Here is a 16565-nt window from a genome sequence, read left to right on the forward strand (position 1 = left end):
TGACGGGTGGGTGTTTCATCCAAGAGAAGGACATTTTCTACGGTGGTCCGCGATCTACATGGCAAGATTGATGTTGAGGGATATTGGAAGCGCAAGGCAGACTTGTTGATCCTCCTCATGACGAGTGGACGACACCCTTGGTGATGTCCAAACCTGATGGACAGGAATTAACTTGTGGCAGCACGCCTGATTGCTGCGATGTGCCCCAAGACGATCTGTGAAGACTGAAAATGAATATCTCAAGAATGGACGCGACACGAAAGACAGTCTTCAGTCGAGAAAGCTCCCGAACAAGGAAACCGTTGCGGCCGCTCACGCGTGTCTCGAAATCCCGGTTGACACTGATCCTTGTCGGAATGGCTTGGTAATTTTTGTACATAGAGGTGGGAAGAGCTCGAGATCGCACAACAAGTCTGTATATCTAGGTCTGAGACCATCCAGTCACCATCAGAAACTCCCTACGTCAAATGGTCTCCGAGGGCAAGATGACTAAGTCTTTTTAGCAATAAGTCAGACAATTGCATAGATTTCCATGCATTTCCACCATGCGCAAAACATCACCTGGAGGCAATATGATCTTTATTTGCGCGGAGCAAAATGGTCATTGACCCAATTTACAAACACAAAAGAAAAATCTTATAATATCACATGGCGGAGGGTAGCACAGCAAACGATCAAGATCGTCTCAGTATTAATTAGCGATTAAAGTATATAAAGTATTTTATTACGCTCAAATGATTTGTAAAAAATAATTTTTGCAATTTGAGAGTATCGACGAGATTTACTGAAAATCCGTGCCGTGATCACAGTCGGAGACACTCCCGTGATACCCATATATTCAAGCTGAGAGTCCATGTTCTAAATCAATGATAGGCATGTTAAGTTGACAGAAACTGTGGAAAACTCTGTGTGCAGATTCATGCTCAACAAGCTCAACCAAAGGCATTTAACAAAATTCATAAGAACTACAGGCAGAATGTGCATTTAAGCTATTGATTTAAAATGACAAATGTACGGCCTCTTAAAGCACTCCGTCGGGAAAGCCTCATCACATTGAAACTCCGAGGATGAATAACTCTGTTGTCGTTCGATGGGTTTTCAAAAGAAGAGTGTCAGACAAAATTGACAGATTCATCATGGAAAGGATCTACGGCAGAACTACATGGCCACTTCAGATGTGCGTGCGTTTATAGCGTTTCCAGAAAAGAGCCTTTTTCACTCTAGATTTCAAATCTTCTTCAAACGATATTTTTTAAACCTTTTGATTGGAGAGAAATATTTTAACGCCTAATTGGCAATTTTGCTTATACATTCCAGGCAGATCAGAATTATTCTTCTTGCATTCATGCTGGACGTTGTTTGTATGATGGCCTGCGCCTTTTGATTCGCAAAGGGGCCAAAGGCGCCGATCGCTTTTGTTGTTGTGTTTCTCGTAGGCACGCGCAGCGACATTGGCATAGGCAGCGTCCTCGAACCAATGTGTCATGACACTCTCAGTGCGGGTGAGGGCGCTGCCCTAATCTTGGAGGTGTGTTTGCCTGTCTTCGACATATGCGCTGACGCGGTTTTTTCACCTTATTTTTAGTCATATCAGATTCTGCCCTCAAGCATCCGAATTTTGAAATCAACTTAGAATGACGACCTTTCTCTCAGCGACTTTGGCTTAAACGGGTGCGTCACTCCGACATGAGATCCAACACCATGATGCGACCATCCTTGAAATATCTCAATGCGCTGGCTTCGATCGCATCCACTTGTCCACCGTCAAGCTGTTCGCCAATATTGACCTTCTGGAAACGTCCATTGGGCAGACGTACAAGAGCGCGGCGGTTCGGCGCTTCGCCATACACTCCGATCAGATTGGGGGTGTTTTGCACAGCAGGTGGCATGCTGCGCGCGCGCTCTACGATCTGGGAAAAGTTGGCAGGCCTTGCGACAGGCGTGATGGATTGCGCGCCAAAGACCGGCGGAAGACCATCGTCCTTATCGACGGTGCGAGTTTCCGGCCGTGTTGCGGGGGGACGCCGTGCCAGTTGTGTCGCGCTACTATCTTCGATCTGTTCAAGCGGGCGAGCGCGCGGACGGACCAGGGCAATCTGCTGCATAGAACGGTTTGGAGACACGATTGGGGGCCTGCCCGCAAAAATGCTGGCATCATGGAGGCGCGTGATGCCATCTGGGATGGTAGCTTCTGATCCAAACGACTCCGGAATGATCCTGGGACTCAAGAGACGAGTCTGATCATTATAAGACCTGTCCGCACTCGATAAACCCATTTGCTCGAACTGTTTCACCTGATCGTCAAAGAAAGAAAAATCGAAATCACTCAGGGTGCTCGGCCAGTGCAGCAGCGGCGCTGCGGAAGAAACTCGCCAGCTCGTGTTTTGTGTGTAAAGGGCTTCAGCTTCTGTTGGTAGGCACACATCCGAAGCTGAAAAGACACTGGGCAATTCCTCTTCCTCCTCGAAAAGCTCGCCAGCCATTCCCCGTGTCTGCAACAGCTCACCGGAAACTTGCACAGGCCGTTGCTCGTTATCGGGGAGGAGTTGGATTGAGGGAGTGCTAAGCTCATGATTGAATAATCGCCCAAGTCCTCCACCCATAAAGACGCCCGCCCAGACTGCAACTGCCAGCAAGAAAATCAGAAGCACAAAGGTCAACATCAAACCAAGGGGACGTCGTTGAACGCCGATCTGGCCGTCCACTGAGTTTTTGTTACCGGCTGCAAGTGTGAAGGCTGGACCGATCTGTGGTGCCGAAGCCGCCAGCTTGATGTTCCGCGATGACCTCAGCATTCCACGAACTGGGAGCCCCTTGGCGGGTGAAGCGTGGGTTTGCAGGCGGTCAATCTTGAGATCTGCTGGCGGATGACCCTTCAACAACATGGGTGCGCCTGATATGTCAGCTGCGACAACCTGGGGGATCGCCGAAGCAGTCACATTATAATTTTGATATTTGGGCTGCACAGCAGGCAGGACATGGGGGCTTGCGTGCCCTAGTGTTGAGGAAGCCACAGACAGGTGTTTAGACGAGATCTCCTCATTCCGTGGCGTCACACCTCGCCAACCTGGAGCTGGACCAAAGAATACCTCGCCGACGAAGGCCCCTTGAGGTGCTTTCGCGACAAAACAGACAGGATCGAAATAATAGGTTCTGGCAAAGGTTTCCGCCTCAGACAAAGCGACATTTGCCACAGCTGCGATTTGGATATGTCCTGCACCGTGAGACCAATCAAAACTCAAGTCCTGAACCGCGTAAGGAGTTGCGCCCTGTAACGCGATTAAAATGTCGTGTTGCAGAGCGCGACCGGTCTGACCCTCATCAGGAATTGTGAAGTACTTGATCTGCTCGTTCGGAATGACGAGCTTGACCTGTCCACCTTGCAGCGACAAGGCGTCAGCGCTGCTTCTAAGCTCTGCTAAAGCTGCTTGTATGTCGACAACATCCAGAGCCACTTCACCAACCTTGACCCAGTCATTGCACGAGAAATGCAACAAGGAAATGCTTTTCGTCGAAAAGGTCAGGGCAAAGTCTGGCTTCATGATGATAACCCGGAATTCTTCTGTAGAGCCTGGAGCTCCCTTTTAATTGCGCTGGAGATGTATTCTCCTGAGTATACGCACATAAAAGTAGAACCGCCTTTTATAGTAATTCATCATGTATTGATCCGCAAACACCGTCTATGATCCATTTAAAATTTTTGTTTAATTTAGGAACTTGCAAAAATATCACTTTCGCGGAATGCATAAGTGAAAAATTTAGTTTCAAATTATCAATATATTTAAAATATACCCACACAATATTATTGTATTATATATATTTCGGAAATCATGAAGTTATTGTAGGTTCTGCGCAGCGGCATCTGAGTTATTGTCAAATCTGGTGCCCAAGCGATCATCATGCGGCGGTTAGCTGCTGGTTTATTGGCTTGATGCCGTTGACGAAATCGACGCCCTGGATGACGTCGGCGAGATGAACGAAGCCGCGCAGCTTGCGCCAGCTTTGCTCAGCGCATTGTCCGAGTTTGAACATCATGTGAAGCATGCCGTCCCGGCTGAGACAGCCTTTGGTGCGCTTGGTCCGGTGCCGGATCGTGGCGAACGCGCTTTCGATCGGGTTTGACGTCCGGATGCTCTGCCAATGCTGGGCTGGGAAGTCGTAGAATGTCAGCAGTTCATCCCGATCCTTGATCAGGCATTCGGTCGCCTTCGGATATTTCGCCTCGAAGGTTTCGATGAACAGATCGAACGCAGCATGGGCATCCTCGCGGGTCTCGGCCTGCCAGATGTCGTGAAGCATCTTCTTAGCCTTGGGCTGGGTGCGCTTGGGGAGGTAATTGAGCACATTGCCCGTTTTATGCATCCAGCAGCGCTGTTGGCGCGTGGTTGGAAGAACCTCTTCCAATGCCGCCCAGAACCCCATGGCCCCGTCACCGGTGGCCAGCTTCGGAGCAGCGAGCCCACGGGCTTTGAGGCCGAGAAGCACCTCGCGCCAGCTTTGCGTGCTTTCCCGGACGCCATCTTCAATGGCCAGAAAGTGCTTCTCGCCACGGGCGTTGACCCCGATCACAACGAGCACGCAGAGCCGATCATCAGTGTCACGGAGCCCGCTGTAGATGCCGTCCGCCCAGATATAGACCCACTCGTCACGGCTCAGATCGGCCTTGCGCCAATCATTGTATTCCGCCGCCCACTGGCCTTTCAAACGTGAAATTGTCTTGGCAGAGAAACCGGTTGCCTCCGGGCCCAAGAGCATCTTCAGAGCCGCGCCCATTTCGCCTGTCGAGATACCCTTGAGATAGAGCCAGGGCAGCGCGGCTTCGATAGTTTTGGCCTTTCGGACGTAGGGCGGCACAAGCGCCGAGCGGAATGTCACGGGCTTGCCGTCCTTCGCCCGTACCTTCGGCACTTTCACCGTGACCGGTCCGATCCCGGTCTGCACCGCGCGCTCTGGATGATATCCGCTGCGAACAACCGCAGCACGGCCTTCTGCTGTCCGGCGTTCAGCAAACGCGGCGAGAAAGGCGTCTCTCTCAGCTTCAACAGCGGCCTGAAGCAATTCCCGGGCTCCTTTTCGCAGAAGGTCTGTCAGCGGGTCCGTGATGGCGTCTCGACCCGCAAAATCGATGATGGTAGCGTCGTCCATGATGGTGGTGCTCCTTTGGATGGTGGCTTGTGTCGCAACAACAAACCAACCAGATGCACCGCCGTCATTCAAACCGCCCAGACACCAGATTCAGCCATAACTCGCGGCATCTTGGAACGATCCTTTAATGCAGTCAACGCCTTGGTCGAATTCACTCAATTTCCACTGAAGAACACAATTGGGCTTGTTTGATGCCCTCATGTTCTAGACCAGTGCGCGGCATCGATTGACCCTGGACAGGATGCGCCCATGTCTTTGAGAAGTTCGTTTCTCTGTGATCTTGACTCTGTTAAGTCAAACGCAAGTGGCGGCATAAGCAGTGAGGATCCGATGATGAAGGCGATCCCATATCTGCTATTATTTCCAACAACTGACCAATACAGTCATAGCAGTGGTCTTTTGTGTCAGGTCCACTGGATGCATCTGATGCAGACCGTCTGCGGTCTCGGGCATCACGTCAATATTCGAGAGGACCTTCTGAATCGCCTCTTTGTTTAGCGCGAAGCCTACATTGTCAGGTAAAAGACGGTCTCCGGTATCGAGCGGCACAAGCATACCAATCACCCCTCCGCTTTCATCTACAACAGGACCACCGATGTCGCCCTCAAACGTGCTGATCGCAAGTCGGAACAAAGTATCTTCGTCATTCAGGCCACGCAAGCTGGACAGATGACCAAAGGTCATAGCAGCTGAGGGCAGAATGCCACCAAAGGAATAGCCGGCTACTGCGATTTCCGAGTTCAAGCGCGGCATACCATCACGGAAATGCGCTACAGCATTTGGCTGGATCATTGACCCTGTTCTCAGAACAGCGATTCCAAGGGAAGGATCAAACCGTACGAGCTCCGCTTCATCAAGATTGTTCAGAGTGATGCGATTACAGTCAGTGACGGCAGTATCTGTAGTAACGACTACACCCTCGCGACTAACGTAAAAACCCGAGGCAGTGATCTTAGGCTTGTCGAGGCTTATCCCTGCAACCAAGTCGGTCCTCACGTCATCCTCGATCAGAGCTGGCGGCTCGAGCACACCGTCGATTGGAGCGAAGCTGGACCGCATCGACCCAAGGATGCGGGTACGGCGTTCCTCGTCATGTGCTGGCCAGATCAGGGTAAAGCCCTTGATGGCGCCGCCGTACAGCCACACTTCGGTATGGGATACCAGACTGCTGTTTTGCCCTGTCAGGATAAAACTGTCGCGATTTCTTTCGCGAGGGCCATCCGGTGGGACGATATCGAGCGTCTGCATAAGCTCGTACAGTCCGGCAAGACGATTGGGGTCACCCGGTTGACTGATCAGTATGACCTGTGCACCCTCAACAGCCCCCGTAGATGCATAATACACGAATGGACTATCGTAACGGTCAAACTTTACGGCTCCGAGAGGCAAATCGATGGAGATGCCAGCTCGGGCATCTCGTTGGTGAGAGATTTCAATACCACCAAGTAAAGTATCATATTGACTGAACAATGCACCACGCTGCGCCGAGGTCAGAATGCCTGTCGTATCGAACCCCCTGGATTTCTGCCAGGCCGCCATAGCAAGCCGCGTGCTTGCACCGAAAGTCCCGTCAATGGGTGCGTCGTAAAAACCCGCCCATCGCAAAGCCGATTGTAGATCTACTCGCTCTTCATGAAGCAGTTGACTCTCGGATATTTGCGCCTCTCGCAATGTTTCGTCTGCAACTTGCACATCGGATCCCGGCGTGAAACCAGCCTCAGGCTCAGAAAGCTTCAAAATTGATCTCGAATGTTGTTGGGCACGCCATATAAGACGACCATAGCGATCCGATGCCTTGATATAGCTATCGCTTGGTATGAGGCCTCGCACCAAGAATTTTCGCAGGACAAAGGCTGCCTCGTCGCGGCGGGAATATGGACCCAAAGCTATACCATACCAGCCATTACCAAGTTCAAAGCCATTCACATCGGGAAGTGCTGCCGCATAAGATTGCAAGCGATCCTGCGCAATAGACAGGTTTGGTTGTGCTTCGATCTGCACGTAGAAGCCGTCCACCATCTCCAACACAGAATCATTTTCAAGGGCTTCTAAGCCATCCCCTGTTGGTATCGCTTCCAAGTGAATTGCTTCGAGATAAGTCTGCGATGTGATCACGTAATCGTTGGAAAAACTCGGAGCCCCGGGTTGCGTTGGCGTGGCCCACCAGAAACGTTGACCGTAGCGTGCGGCATCTTTGACATAACTATCGCTCGGAATGATGCGTTCTGAGAGCAAACGTGACAATACGCGATCCGCTTCAGAGCGCGGATATGGCCCCAAGGCGATACCATACCAACCACGACCAAGCTCAAAGCCGGTAACATCGGGAAGCGCCGCCGCATAATCAAGCAAACGATCCCGAGCGACAGAAAGGCTCGGCAGGGCTTCGATCTGCACATAAAAGTCATCTTGTGCGGCAGCCATTGGCACATGTGCAAAATGCATGACTACTACAAGAGAAAAAAAGAAACGGAACATTGACCTAAGTTTCACCGATTTCGTTGTCGATACAACAATACCACGACCGCAAATTTCGTTTTTGCTAACAACAATTTCGCTGCATCATCCTTGATGATCAAGTACACTTGAGCGCAATCAGAACGTTATTTGAACATCAATAATTAAAAATACTCTTAATCATAACTTTTTATACTCTTTAGTATCTCATGAGGATCTAAAAATAACTAATATATAAATGAACATAAAATTAGACTGTTTACCGTAACTTAGCAAATGATGTTATATAATTTCATGTTGATCCCAAAAATACGCGCATCTTTACACTCCATCATTGTCATGTCAGATATTTACAGAAATCTCATATATGTAAGATTGAAATGAAAAATACTAAGTGAGCCCACAATGGCATGTAGCAATCATTTACATTGAATAAATTCATTTACAGTATTGGACGATTAAACATGGAGGGGTTAAAATATGATAGCCTTCAAACTGAAGAGACGAAAGAAACAAGCATAGAAATTACGTGATTAGGGTGAAAAAATAAACATCAATCCTGAGCTCGACAAACATCTAGAAGACGCACTTTCATTAAATGCCACTGCAGATGTAATCAGCCATGAAATAAGCTATCTTCATTTAAGAGAGGACAATGCAGATCACAGATCTTGGCATTTCTCATCATGGATCACAACGCTGTGCGGAAAACTTCTAAAAGATGCCAGAGAAAAGTTTAATGAAGTACAATCTCAACACATCTAAAAAGCAAGAAATTTATATGGTGCGCCTCTAACGTTTCATAGGAGTAAATCTATGAATTTCGGCTTCAAACTCTGATCAAGATCAAAGGTACGATTAAATGAACCGGCAGCAAACAAGAGTTCTCACTATTGGATCAAGCTGTATCAATCGGTTTCAGTTTGATTTTTTTAAAGACAGACATTCTGAAACTGCACAGTATTTTTCAAAATCACTTTTTGAATCCAACATTGTTTCCTTGAATGGTACGGAAACCATACTGCGCCTGGCCTTGAACCAAAAACTTCTACCAGCGCTTCAGGACATTTCGGCATATCATGTTTCCGAGGAGACACTTATTTTCAACCACCATCTGCAAGATGTTTGTTTTTATCATGAAACGGAAATTGCGCAAAATTTTGAAACTTTCTCAGAAAAAGAGCGCCTGGTTGCAAAACTTTGCCATCAAGCCAGACCGCTTCTTCAACCGCAGAAAGATAAGCCGATGCACTTGATATGGTCAAATATTCAGCCCAATCTACCTCACGCAGTCGAGAATTTGATGCCGTGGCAACATTTTCAACTTACGGAGCAACGCTATCAGACAATAAAGTCGCTGGCGTGTGAACTCTTTGGTTCTAACACAAGATTTACCTTCTTGTCGGTTGCTCAAGATCTTGAACCCAACCTGAGCCATAAACCGGATGTCCAGATTTTTGATCTCCCTCGTGGAAATACCTACGAAGGTCCGCCAAGATTATTCGAGTCCCTGCTTTCTAAAATAACCTCAATGGAAATTTTGTAGCGCCACATCGCTGATGTTTGTCAATGAGATGAACGGAGGTGTCAACGTTACCGCTGGGAAACCTCGCAGACCCCTGGCAGATGGCCGCGAAAAGCTTTTATCATCTGAATTGATTGTCGCACGGGACGTCTACGGACACAAAACACCAAGGCATGCGCCCAAGAGGTTTTCCACTCGTCACAGACACAAAGTGAGTCTGAACTCAGCATAACTTACTAATCGGCTTAGCGGAAGCTGGCGATTCAGTCGCACATCTTGACGCATCGGTGCCGTTCGGGGTGGCATCCATATCGTTAACGCACCAGCAAGCCCCCAAATCGCGGCTAACCCTCCATGCGGTGGACCAGAGCGCATCGATTTTTGCGAGAGATGTGGCATCCAGTAGAGGGTCTTCCCAATAGCAACCGCTGGGACAGTAGGCCCCCAGTTGCTTTTCTGCCGCTCGTGCCGTTTCAACGGCTACGCGATCTATTTTGGGTACTGTAATACGCTCGCAATCAGCCCGATCGCTGCGCACAAATGACAGACGAGTTTCTTCCTGCGACAGGTTAACCACTGCGCAGCCAGAATACGCTGCAATCAGTTTCAGCCGTGACGATTTTGCATGCAGGTCTTGCAAAGTTGGATCGGCACGCAAAGGGTCTGCTGTACCCGCACCATAAAAACGCGTATTCTTCCCACGATAGACCATGTCGCAACCGAAATACGCCACTACCCGAGGCCGCAAAGTTTCTAGCACCCAATATCCAGTGCTAAACGCCATAGTCCCTCCGGCGTAGATAATCCCTCCATGTACGTTATTGGCAGGTACGTAATCATTGGCTCCAATTACACGTTGACCAGGGGTGATTGTTGTCGGACGTCGCTCCGATGGAAAATCCTCTGGGTGAACGAGAATATCCCGGTCAGGGCGTAACTGCCAAGCGTTATTGATTGTCACGATAAGATCGAACGGATCACGTGGCCAGTTGCGCGCGTTAACAACTGCCGGACCACTTCCCAAGATCAATACCTTCATCCATATTTCCTTTCAGAAGTCAAGACACATCAACGCTTGTCGGATTTGATGTTGAAATTCGCTTCGGAAATGCGCGTATTGGGAAACTTTCACTCCAAACCAAGCGTAGATCAGCTCCAGACAGCCGTTTCAGATAGCGAACGTAAGTCAGGTTTCTCATTCCCAATCCTCTCTGTGTGCGTCCTTCATATCAAGAAGCAAAAGACGATTGCTGATGTTCTCCTAGGCGAATAGATTATTTTGGATTTAGATGATAGCGATTTTGCGCGAATCGATGAAGACTTAGCTATTGGCTACTCGTTGCGGAAAGACAGATTCCGAAGAGCGGCATGTCGATATAGAGGCTTTCGAAGCAACTTTAGAGACAAGTGAGTCACCAAAAAGAAGGCATGGAAACAAATGAAGTTTCTTGGAAGGTACTGGTGGATGTGTAACATGCCGAGATCGAAAAAACGCCTTTGGCAATTGCATAAGATTCTAGGGGACCTACCACAGAAGGCCTTTCCAATGACGGTGAGTGAATTCGATGGATTTACCACGGGGATTCTGGTCACCCCTGCTGATATCGCTCCGTTCGAGTGGCTACCACATGTTTGGGGTGATGCTCGAGAGGCGCGGTTTCCAAAACAGCCAATTTGCAAAGCGACAATCGATGTCTTGCTTGGGCATTTTGATGTTGTGGCATCAGAGCTATTGACTTTGACAGAGGTCCAACCGATTTATGGTGAAAACGACACAAGAGAGCTATTTTTTTGGGAACCATGGGTGGATGGATTCATGCGGGCGATCTCACTTCGCCCCATTGAATGGCAGGCATTCTTCGAAAGCGCTGACGAGGACGTAAAAACGACAATCGCGTTTCTGGAATCGCTTCATGATATTTACACCGGAAAAAGCCAGCTGCCGGCTTCACATATCAATGAAATTGACTTGGTGGCTTGCGACGTGATCCCCAGCTGCATTGCGCTTATTGCAAGGCAATCTCGACCAGACCGATGTTTCCCGCACGCGGCCAATTTGACGAAGCAACCAGAATGTGCGGTATCAGAGCCATCATGTGGCGATCCATGATCCTGACTTGTCAGATCGCGGCGGAACGATCGGAACAGTCAAGATTGGAGCGACATCAATGATTGCCACATAAGCCACACGATTGCGTGGTTTGCTCGCCGTGGCGTCTTGTTGACAAAAAGAGGGCTCCAGAAACGCGCGAAGCTCTTTCTTGAATGCGTTAGAGCAACTTTGTGACTCACCAACCGGCGCACCGTCGAAACGTTCCAACAGTGCTTCAATCAACTTTAATCTCCCAGTCACAGACATGGGTCTAGTGAACCGCCCCGGGTTTACCGGAGAGTTTCTGGTTCAATAGTTAGGCTGCTTTTTCGTCAGCGTTCAAGCTTGCGTAGAATGCCTCCTCTGCTTCTTGTGGCGTGATGTAACCGACGGCGCTGTGAAGGCGGGTGTTGTTATACCAGTCGACCCATTTCAGAGTTTCCCATTCGACCTGACCGACCGACTTCCAGGGGCCGAGGAACTTGATGACCTCGGTCTTGAACAGGCCGATGATGCTTTCGGCGAGGGCATTATCATAGGAATCGCCGACGCTTCCGACCGAGGTATCGATGCCGGCCTCTGCGAGCCGCTCGGTGTATCGGATCGACAGGTATTGGCTGCCACGATCACTGTGATGGATCAATTTGTCAGCCTCAGACGGCGCCCTCTGGCAGATGGCCTGGTTCAGGGCATCCAAGACGAAACCAGTCGTCATCGAGGTCGAGACCCGCCAGCCAACGATCTTGCGGGCGAAGACGTCGATGATGAAAGCCACGTAGACCATTCCTTGCCAGCTGGAAACATAGGTGAAGTCGCTGACCCAAAGCTGGTTTGGCATGTCCGCCACGAAGGCTCGGTTTACCTTATCGTGCGGGCAAGGTTGTGCCGTATCGGGGTTGGTGGTGATCACCTTCTTGCCCCGCACAACGCCTTGTAATCCCATGACCTGCATCAACCTCTCCACCGTGCAGCGGGCGATATCATGGCCACTGCGGCGTAGCTGGTGCCAGACCTTGCGCGCGCCATATCGGCCCCGGCTGCCCTCGAAGGCCTGCTTGATCGCAGCCATGTCCAGCTGATCCTGCCTGGCCCGGTCCGATGCCAGATCCGGATCACGCTCCACGGCCTTGAAGGCGTAATAAGTCGATGGTGCGATCCCCAGAACCCGGCAGATCGGCCCGACACCATGGACACAACGGTGATCATCAATGAACGCGATCATTTGCGGAATGGGCGGTCGAGCTCCGCCGCTGCGAAATATGCGCTGGCCTTCTTCAGGATCTCGTTGGCCTGGCGCAGTTCACGGACCTCACGCTCAAGTTCCTTGATCCGATCCTTCTCGGCACTTGTCAGACCGGCCCGCTGCCCGGCATCGCGTTCGGCCTGCTGACACCAGACCCGCAGACTGTCCGGCGAACAGCCAAGCTTCGGCGCGATGGCCTTATAGGCGGCCGTATCGCTGGAATAATCGGTACGGTTCTCTCGAAACATCCGAACACCGCGTTCGCGAAGCTCGGCCGGATAGGCGGGGGTGAATCTCTGCTTTGTCATAGGGCTCATCCTTTGAGTGTTTTACTCTCCGGTAAACCCGGGGCGGTTCAATCCTTGGCAAGACCGTCACTACGGAGTGTGCCTTCATGCACCCCGGAAAGACGCGCAATCCACATAACGGGCTCCACACTCCCGGCGGATCGTCACAGGGGTCTGCCGCAGCTGTCGCTGCCGGAATGGTTCCGCTTTCGATCGGCACTCAAACAGGCGGCTCGGTGATCAGGCCCGCCTCTTTCTGTGGGATTGTAGGTTTGAAGCCCAGTTTTGGATTGATCCCGCGGACAGGGATATTACCGCAATCGCCCTTTCTGGATACAGTTGGCGTCTTTGCCCGAAGTGTTGAGGATTGCGCCTTGCTGGCCGAGGTTCTTGTGGGCCATGATCCACTAGACCGCGCGACCACGCCTACGCCCATGCCCCGCTTGTTGCGCGTCGCACAGTCCAAGACCCCTGTCACCCCGATCTTTGCCTTAGTAAAGCCGCCGGGTTGGGACCAGGCCGACCCTCAAATGACCGCCGCAGTTGAGGAACTTGCAGCACTGTTGGGAGATCAATGTTTCGAAGCGCCTTTGCCAAATCTTGATGAAGTAGCCGCCATGCGCCAGCGGATCAATTTTGCCGAACTCGCCAAGTGCTACTATGGCTTGGAACGCCGAGGTCGAGACTTGATGTCGGACAAGCTGATAACCGCTCTTGACGAAGGCAAAGCGATTCTCGCGCGCGATTACATCGCCGCACTTGACTGGCGGGATGTAATGAACGCTGGGTTGGACCCGATCTTCAACCGATGTGATGCGATCCTGTGCCCTGCAGCACCCGGACCCGCGCCCGAAGGTTTGGACGATACCGGCAACGCCATCTTCAACGGACTTTGGACGCTCAGCGGAATGCCAGCCATTACCTTGCCTGTGTTCACGGCCGAGAACGGTCTGCCTATGGGTGTGCAACTGGTCGGACGACGCGGCGATGACGCACGACTGTTGCGCACGGCCCGTTGGCTCGCCGCTCACCTGGAAACATTCGATCAGGAGAACAGATAAGATGAACAAACTCATGGGACTGTTTGCATTTCTTGTGTTGGTGGCCTTTTTGTCAATCCTTTTGATCCATGTGCCTCGCTTGGACCTGTTCGTTGTGATCAGCTTCACCGTGCTTCTGGCGGGATGGGACCTTTACACGACCCACAGGGCGCGGAAGTACTAGTGTTCGTCACCTGACAGAGGATTCCCAACGACTGCAAGATGTGCAAAATTCGGCAGATGAGACGTTCGGGCATCTGCCTTTACCTTGGCCCCGCCGCCCGCTCGGAGAACCAGGCTTTGATCACCAACCGCAACACGCCACGCAAACGCGTATGGCGTGCCGGTATTGTGCTGGCGACGGCGGACGGCCATGGCACCCTCTCAATCATGTGACGGACTGGGATGTCGAAACCGACAGTCTGGCGCTGGCAGGAGCGGTATCTCGATGCAGGCGAGAAACGCGCGAAAGTTGGTGATGCCCATGGAAACGCAGCTGAAGGTCATCGAGCACATAGGGCCGCTGAATCGCGAGCATGCTTCAAAATGAAAAGATGCGAGATTCGGACTTTTCTCAAGCAACTACGCAGGATAACTTTTTTCTATGCAGCTCGATATCTTTCCACATCAGACACACCTTCATCGCGAAGACTCGTCTCAAAAAATGAGGTCATTCTATCGTATGGTAGTGCAGCGTGACCTCTTTGGAGGTGCGTCATTGATCCAAGAATGGGGCCGGATCGGACGTCCAGGCAGGGTCCGCATTGATCATCATCCAGATGAGGGCAGGGCGGTTACCGCGCTTATGATACTCGCCGCCGAAAAGCGACGCCGTGGTTATGTGATGTGACGCGGTGACCCACTGTTCACAGGTTGCCTCCCGAAAAGGCGCGTGCAAAAGCGTCATTTCATCAACGAAGAACTGACACGAATATGCTCCTTTCTGAAGCCGACCGCGAAACGCTGCTAAAAACCCTGAATGCTAAGTCGCCAGAGCTCATTCAGGCCCGAATGGCTAATGCGCTGCTGCTCCTCGCTGACGGGCTGAGTACGGAAGATGTCGCAGGGCTTCTTTATTTGGATGAGACAAGCGTCGCAGGCTGGAAGGATATGTTTTCCAAACGGAACCCGACATTGGCTTAAGGTAGTTACGATAAATCCGCTTATCGATGACTGATAGCAACTGACCCTTAATATTACATAACATGTCTTATGCGACGTGTTTGTGTACGCGCAAAGCGATAATGTCACCCATGAGCAATTCAGGAATGTCACTCTCCTCGCAAACTGATGAGAGGATGAGCGGACATGGGATGGGTATTGATGAGCGAGCGCGAGTTGAACCGGGTTGAGGTTTTGGCGCAGGTCGATGACGGTCGGCTGAGCGTCGACAATGCGGCGAACATGTTGGACCTGACGCGTCGGCAGATATTCCGACTGTTGAAGCGGTATTGAACCGCCCCGGGTTTACCGGAGAGTAAAACACTCAAAGGATGAGCCCTATGACAAAGCAGAGATTCACCCCCGCCTATCCGGCCGAGCTTCGCGAACGCGGTGTTCGGATGTTTCGAGAGAACCGTACCGATTATTCCAGCGATACGGCCGCCTATAAGGCCATCGCGCCGAAGCTTGGCTGTTCGCCGGACAGTCTGCGGGTCTGGTGTCAGCAGGCCGAACGCGATGCCGGGCAGCGGGCCGGTCTGACAAGTGCCGAGAAGGATCGGATCAAGGAACTTGAGCGTGAGGTCCGTGAACTGCGCCAGGCCAACGAGATCCTGAAGAAGGCCAGCGCATATTTCGCAGCGGCGGAGCTCGACCGCCCATTCCGCAAATGATCGCGTTCATTGATGATCACCGTTGTGTCCATGGTGTCGGGCCGATCTGCCGGGTTCTGGGGATCGCACCATCGACTTATTACGCCTTCAAGGCCGTGGAGCGTGATCCGGATCTGGCATCGGACCGGGCCAGGCAGGATCAGCTGGACATGGCTGCGATCAAGCAGGCCTTCGAGGGCAGCCGGGGCCGATATGGCGCGCGCAAGGTCTGGCACCAGCTACGCCGCAGTGGCCATGATATCGCCCGCTGCACGGTGGAGAGGTTGATGCAGGTCATGGGATTACAAGGCGTTGTGCGGGGCAAGAAGGTGATCACCACCAACCCCGATACGGCACAACCTTGCCCGCACGATAAGGTAAACCGAGCCTTCGTGGCGGACATGCCAAACCAGCTTTGGGTCAGCGACTTCACCTATGTTTCCAGCTGGCAAGGAATGGTCTACGTGGCTTTCATCATCGACGTCTTCGCCCGCAAGATCGTTGGCTGGCGGGTCTCGACCTCGATGACGACTGGTTTCGTCTTGGATGCCCTGAACCAGGCCATCTGCCAGAGGGCGCCGTCTGAGGCTGACAAATTGATCCATCACAGTGATCGTGGCAGCCAATACCTGTCGATCCGATACACCGAGCGGCTCGCAGAGGCCGGCATCGATACCTCGGTCGGAAGCGTCGGCGATTCCTATGATAATGCCCTCGCCGAAAGCATCATCGGCCTGTTCAAGACCGAGGTCATCAAGTTCCTCGGCCCCTGGAAGTCGGTCGGTCAGGTCGAATGGGAAACTCTGAAATGGGTCGACTGGTATAACAACACCCGCCTTCACAGCGCCGTCGGTTACATCACGCCACAAGAAGCAGAGGAGGCATTCTACGCAAGCTTGAACGCTGACGAAAAAGCAGCCTAACTATTGAACCAGAAACTCTCCGGTAAACCCGGGGCGGTT

The 16565-nt window shown here is 51.5% G+C and carries 15 protein-coding genes, 1 pseudogene and 2 other annotated features; of the genes and pseudogenes, 9 read left to right on the top strand and 7 right to left on the bottom strand.

What is annotated here, in order from left to right:
• Positions 1–1252 precede the first annotated feature (1252 nt).
• From ACK3EW_RS23055 to ACK3EW_RS23070, 4 genes are all read right to left on the bottom strand, one after another.
• Complete coding sequence (locus ACK3EW_RS23055) at positions 1253–1486, bottom strand: hypothetical protein (RefSeq protein WP_493809828.1); 234 nt, start codon at positions 1484–1486, stop codon at positions 1253–1255.
• A 190-nt stretch (positions 1487–1676) separates the two neighbouring features.
• Complete coding sequence (locus ACK3EW_RS23060; RefSeq protein WP_493809829.1) at positions 1677–3542, bottom strand: hypothetical protein; 1866 nt, start codon at positions 3540–3542, stop codon at positions 1677–1679.
• Between the two features lie 355 nt (positions 3543–3897).
• A complete protein-coding gene (locus ACK3EW_RS23065; protein ID WP_493807118.1) occupies positions 3898–5145 on the bottom strand; it encodes an IS256 family transposase in 1248 nt (415 codons plus the stop codon).
• A 357-nt stretch (positions 5146–5502) separates the two neighbouring features.
• On the bottom strand, positions 5503–7623 hold the full coding sequence (locus ACK3EW_RS23070; RefSeq protein WP_493809830.1) for a trypsin-like peptidase domain-containing protein: 2121 nt from the start codon (positions 7621–7623) through the stop codon (positions 5503–5505).
• A gap of 841 nt (positions 7624–8464) precedes the next feature.
• Between ACK3EW_RS23070 and ACK3EW_RS23075 the strand changes: the two genes are divergently transcribed.
• The gene (locus ACK3EW_RS23075) at positions 8465–9148 is read left to right on the top strand and encodes a hypothetical protein (RefSeq protein WP_493809831.1); all 684 of its coding nucleotides are present in this window, start codon (positions 8465–8467) and stop codon (positions 9146–9148) included.
• Between the two features lie 202 nt (positions 9149–9350).
• Here ACK3EW_RS23075 and ACK3EW_RS23080 read toward each other — a convergent pair whose 3' ends face one another.
• Positions 9351–10166 (bottom strand): hypothetical protein, encoded by an 816-nt coding sequence (locus ACK3EW_RS23080; protein ID WP_493809832.1) that lies wholly within the window; start codon positions 10164–10166, stop codon positions 9351–9353.
• A 435-nt stretch (positions 10167–10601) separates the two neighbouring features.
• Here ACK3EW_RS23080 and ACK3EW_RS23085 point away from each other — a divergent pair, with 435 nt between their 5' ends.
• Complete coding sequence (locus ACK3EW_RS23085) at positions 10602–11237, top strand: UPF0149 family protein (protein WP_493809833.1); 636 nt, start codon at positions 10602–10604, stop codon at positions 11235–11237.
• Here the strand turns inward: ACK3EW_RS23085 and ACK3EW_RS23090 are convergent.
• Positions 11220–11462 (bottom strand): hypothetical protein, encoded by a 243-nt coding sequence (locus tag ACK3EW_RS23090; protein WP_493809834.1) that lies wholly within the window; start codon positions 11460–11462, stop codon positions 11220–11222. The genes ACK3EW_RS23085 and ACK3EW_RS23090 overlap by 18 nt on opposite strands.
• Positions 11463–11535: 73 nt before the next feature.
• A protein-coding gene (locus tag ACK3EW_RS23095) for an IS3 family transposase (RefSeq protein WP_493808251.1) occupies positions 11536–12770 on the bottom strand; the annotation gives its coding sequence in 2 pieces (ribosomal slippage) (positions 11536–12470 and positions 12470–12770; 1236 coding nt in all).
• Positions 12367–12483 (bottom strand) — a sequence feature (AL1L pseudoknot). Its footprint overlaps the gene before it by 117 nt.
• Before the next feature lie 50 nt (positions 12771–12820).
• On the opposite strand from ACK3EW_RS23095, the gene ACK3EW_RS23100 reads away from it, so the two are divergent.
• The 7 genes and pseudogenes from ACK3EW_RS23100 (at position 12821) to ACK3EW_RS23130 (ending at position 16526) form a co-directional block, all read left to right on the top strand.
• Positions 12821–13810 carry an amidase gene (locus ACK3EW_RS23100; RefSeq protein ID WP_493809884.1) on the top strand — a complete coding sequence of 330 codons (990 nt, stop codon included), beginning with the start codon at positions 12821–12823 and terminating at the stop codon, positions 13808–13810.
• Position 13811: 1 nt separating this feature from the next.
• Positions 13812–13973: a hypothetical protein gene (locus ACK3EW_RS23105; RefSeq protein ID WP_493809835.1), complete on the top strand. Its 162-nt coding sequence runs from the start codon at positions 13812–13814 to the stop codon at positions 13971–13973.
• Between the two features lie 56 nt (positions 13974–14029).
• Positions 14030–14185, top strand: a complete 156-nt coding sequence (locus ACK3EW_RS23110) for a hypothetical protein (RefSeq protein WP_493809836.1) — start codon at positions 14030–14032, stop codon at positions 14183–14185.
• A gap of 208 nt (positions 14186–14393) precedes the next feature.
• Entirely contained in the window at positions 14394–14639 is a 246-nt protein-coding gene (locus ACK3EW_RS23115) for a WGR domain-containing protein (protein ID WP_493809837.1), read from the top strand.
• Positions 14640–14722: 83 nt separating this feature from the next.
• Positions 14723–14932: a hypothetical protein gene (locus tag ACK3EW_RS23120; RefSeq protein WP_493809838.1), complete on the top strand. Its 210-nt coding sequence runs from the start codon at positions 14723–14725 to the stop codon at positions 14930–14932.
• 165 nt (positions 14933–15097) lie between these two features.
• Positions 15098–15241, top strand: a pseudogene (locus tag ACK3EW_RS23125) (helix-turn-helix domain-containing protein); the annotation flags it as partial.
• Between the two features lie 50 nt (positions 15242–15291).
• Positions 15292–16526 (top strand): IS3 family transposase gene (locus ACK3EW_RS23130; RefSeq protein ID WP_493808251.1). Its coding sequence is split into 2 segments (ribosomal slippage): positions 15292–15592 and positions 15592–16526, totalling 1236 coding nucleotides; the frame shifts between segments, so codons are not numbered across the junction.
• Positions 15579–15695, top strand: a sequence feature (AL1L pseudoknot). (Overlaps the previous gene by 117 nt.)
• Positions 16527–16565: the final 39 nt, after the last annotated feature.

Source organism: Marivita sp. NO-S04 (genome assembly GCF_059070475.1).

Coding starts and splice junctions, on each gene's coding strand:
- ACK3EW_RS23105 (WP_493809835.1), top strand. CDS start 13,812: ATGAACAAACTCATGGGACTGTTTGCATTTCTTGTGTTGGTGGCCTTT.
- ACK3EW_RS23075 (WP_493809831.1), top strand. CDS start 8,465: ATGAACCGGCAGCAAACAAGAGTTCTCACTATTGGATCAAGCTGTATC.
- ACK3EW_RS23080 (WP_493809832.1), bottom strand. CDS start 10,166: ATGAAGGTATTGATCTTGGGAAGTGGTCCGGCAGTTGTTAACGCGCGC.
- ACK3EW_RS23070 (WP_493809830.1), bottom strand. CDS start 7,623: ATGTTCCGTTTCTTTTTTTCTCTTGTAGTAGTCATGCATTTTGCACAT.
- ACK3EW_RS23115 (WP_493809837.1), top strand. CDS start 14,394: ATGCAGCTCGATATCTTTCCACATCAGACACACCTTCATCGCGAAGAC.
- ACK3EW_RS23065 (WP_493807118.1), bottom strand. CDS start 5,145: ATGGACGACGCTACCATCATCGATTTTGCGGGTCGAGACGCCATCACG.
- ACK3EW_RS23060 (WP_493809829.1), bottom strand. CDS start 3,542: ATGAAGCCAGACTTTGCCCTGACCTTTTCGACGAAAAGCATTTCCTTG.
- ACK3EW_RS23110 (WP_493809836.1), top strand. CDS start 14,030: ATGAGACGTTCGGGCATCTGCCTTTACCTTGGCCCCGCCGCCCGCTCG.
- ACK3EW_RS23055 (WP_493809828.1), bottom strand. CDS start 1,486: ATGACACATTGGTTCGAGGACGCTGCCTATGCCAATGTCGCTGCGCGT.
- ACK3EW_RS23120 (WP_493809838.1), top strand. CDS start 14,723: ATGCTCCTTTCTGAAGCCGACCGCGAAACGCTGCTAAAAACCCTGAAT.
- ACK3EW_RS23085 (WP_493809833.1), top strand. CDS start 10,602: ATGCCGAGATCGAAAAAACGCCTTTGGCAATTGCATAAGATTCTAGGG.